The 2,160-nt window shown below is 75.7% G+C and carries 2 protein-coding genes; both read left to right on the top strand.

Annotated elements, in window-relative coordinates; genetic code table 11:
- Positions 1-1,209, top strand: a 1,209-nt coding sequence (locus VK640_13650) for an RNA helicase (protein HTE74226.1), incomplete at its 5' end; no start/stop codon positions are given.
- A 222-nt stretch (positions 1,210-1,431) separates the two neighbouring features.
- A partial coding sequence (locus VK640_13645; GenBank protein ID HTE74225.1) for a peptidase M4 family protein occupies positions 1,432-2,160 on the top strand: 729 nt, incomplete at its 3' end.

The raw sequence follows: 2,160 nt of genomic DNA, 5'->3' as shown, positions 1-2,160 counted from the left end.
GAGGCGATGACCTGCCACCTGGGCGACTTCGCCGCCTACTCGCGGCTGCGGCGTGCCATCGCCGACCGGGAGGCGGAGCTGTCCCGGGCCGGTGCGGCCAACCGCCGGGCCGCCGCCACCGCCTCGCTCGAGCGGCTGCGGCCCGGCGACGTCATCGTCGTGCCGGCCGGGCGGCGGGGCGGGCTCGCGCTGGTGCTCGACCCCGGTCTCGCCGGCGGCGCCGACGGCCCCCGACCCACCGTGCTGACCGCGGAGCGCCAGGTCCGGCGGCTGTCCGCGCAGGACTTCCCGACGCCGGTCGAGTCGCTGCGCTCCCTGCGCATCCCCAAGTCGTTCAACCCGCGCAACCCGTCGTCACGCCGCGACCTCGCCTCGACACTGCGCAACACGGGTCTTGCCGACCAGCCGGAGCACCGGCAGCGGCGGCCCCGATCGGCCGCCGCCGACGACACCGAGCTGGCCCGGCTGCGGCAGGAGATGCGCGCCCACCCGTGCCACGGCTGCGCGGAGCGCGAGGACCACGCCCGATGGGCCGAGCGCCACCAGCGGCTGGCACGCGAGACCGAGGCGCTGCAGCGCCGTGTGCGCAACCGCACGCACACCATCTCGCGCACCTTCGACCGGATCTGCGCGCTGCTGCAGGAGCTCGGCTACCTCGACGGCGACCGGGTGACCGACGACGGGCGTCGGCTCGGCCAGCTCTACTCCGAGCTGGACCTGCTCGCGGCGGAGTGCCTGCGCCGCGGGGTGTGGGCCGACCTGGACCCGGCCGAGCTGGCCGCCTGCGTGTCGGCCCTGGTCTTCGAGTCCCGCCAGCCCGACGACGCGCGCGACCCGCGGCTGCCGCACGGCCCGGCCCGGGACGCGCTCGCGGAGACGGTGCGGATCTGGGGTGAGATCGAGGGTCGCGAGCACGAGCACCGCATCGACGGGCCGCGCGAGCCCGACCTGGGCTTCGTCTGGGCCACCTACCGCTGGGCGTCCGGCCACCCCCTGGACCAGGTGCTGCAGGACGCCGAGCTGCCGGCGGGCGACTTCGTCCGGTGGACCAAGCAGGTGATCGACCTGCTCGGCCAGGTCACCGATTCCGTCCGGGTGGGGGATCGTCCGCCCGGAGACGGCGCCGGAGCCGCCAGGGTCGGCGAGGTCGCGCGCGAGGCCGCGACTGCGCTGCGCCGCGGCGTCGTCGCCTGGTCGACCGTGGGCTGACCTCCAGGTCCCGCATCCCGCGTCCAGCGGCCGGAACCTGACGACCAGAACGCCCGGACCGGGGCAACTCGGGTAAACATCGCGCAAACTCAATCGTTCGGCTGTGGCCGTGGTGACAGCCGATGAGGCACAGTGCGCCAGGCCCACGAGCGGCCCCGCCGGGATTCATGTGCCTGGCGCCACCGGGCCGTGCACGCCGCGGCCGACCTCGAAGGATGCCCTGTGGGTCACACCTCACGACTGGCGCGCGTCGCCGTCATCACCGCGGCAGCCACCGTCGCGGGCACGATCACAGCCGTCGTCGGCACCCCGGCCAACGCCGCCAGCCCCCGCTCCGCGGCCGTCGACCGGGCGCGCGACCAGGTCGCGGCGCACGCCGACTCCCTCGGCTGGGCGAGGGGCCAGGCCCTCCAGGTCAAGGACGTCGTCCTCGACGCCGACGGCTCGGCCCACGTCCGCTTCGACCGCACGTACGACGGCCTGCCGGTGCTCGGCGGCGACCTGGTCGTGCACCAGGGCGCGCAGGGCGGCTTCCGCGGCGCGGACCGCGCGAGCAGCGCCCGGGTCTCACTCGCCAGCACCCGAGCCGCGGTCTCGCCGCAGCGGGCGGCCGATGTCGCCGCGTCCAGCGTCGGCTTCCGGGTGACCAGCTCGACGCCGGAGCTCTCGGTGTACGCCCTGCGCGGGGCCCCCCGCCTGGTCTGGCAGACCGCGGTGGACGGCGTGGGCGCCCAGGACCAGCCGGTCGGCCGGACGGTCAGCGTCGACGCCCGCACCGGCGCCGTCGTGGACTCGTGGGACACCGTCGTGGAGGTCACGGGCACCGGCAACAGCCTCTACCTGGGCTCGGTCGGCATCGAGACCTCGGGCAGCGCTACGAGCTTCACGCTGGTCGACGGTGTCCGAGGGGGCGGCCGGACGGAGGACGGCAACAACGGCTCCACCAGCAGC

The organism is Actinomycetes bacterium (assembly GCA_035489715.1).
In the GTDB taxonomy this organism is placed as follows: Bacteria; Actinomycetota; Actinomycetes; order JACCUZ01; family JACCUZ01; genus DATHAP01.
This window is presented reverse-complemented; position numbering and strand designations above follow the sequence as displayed.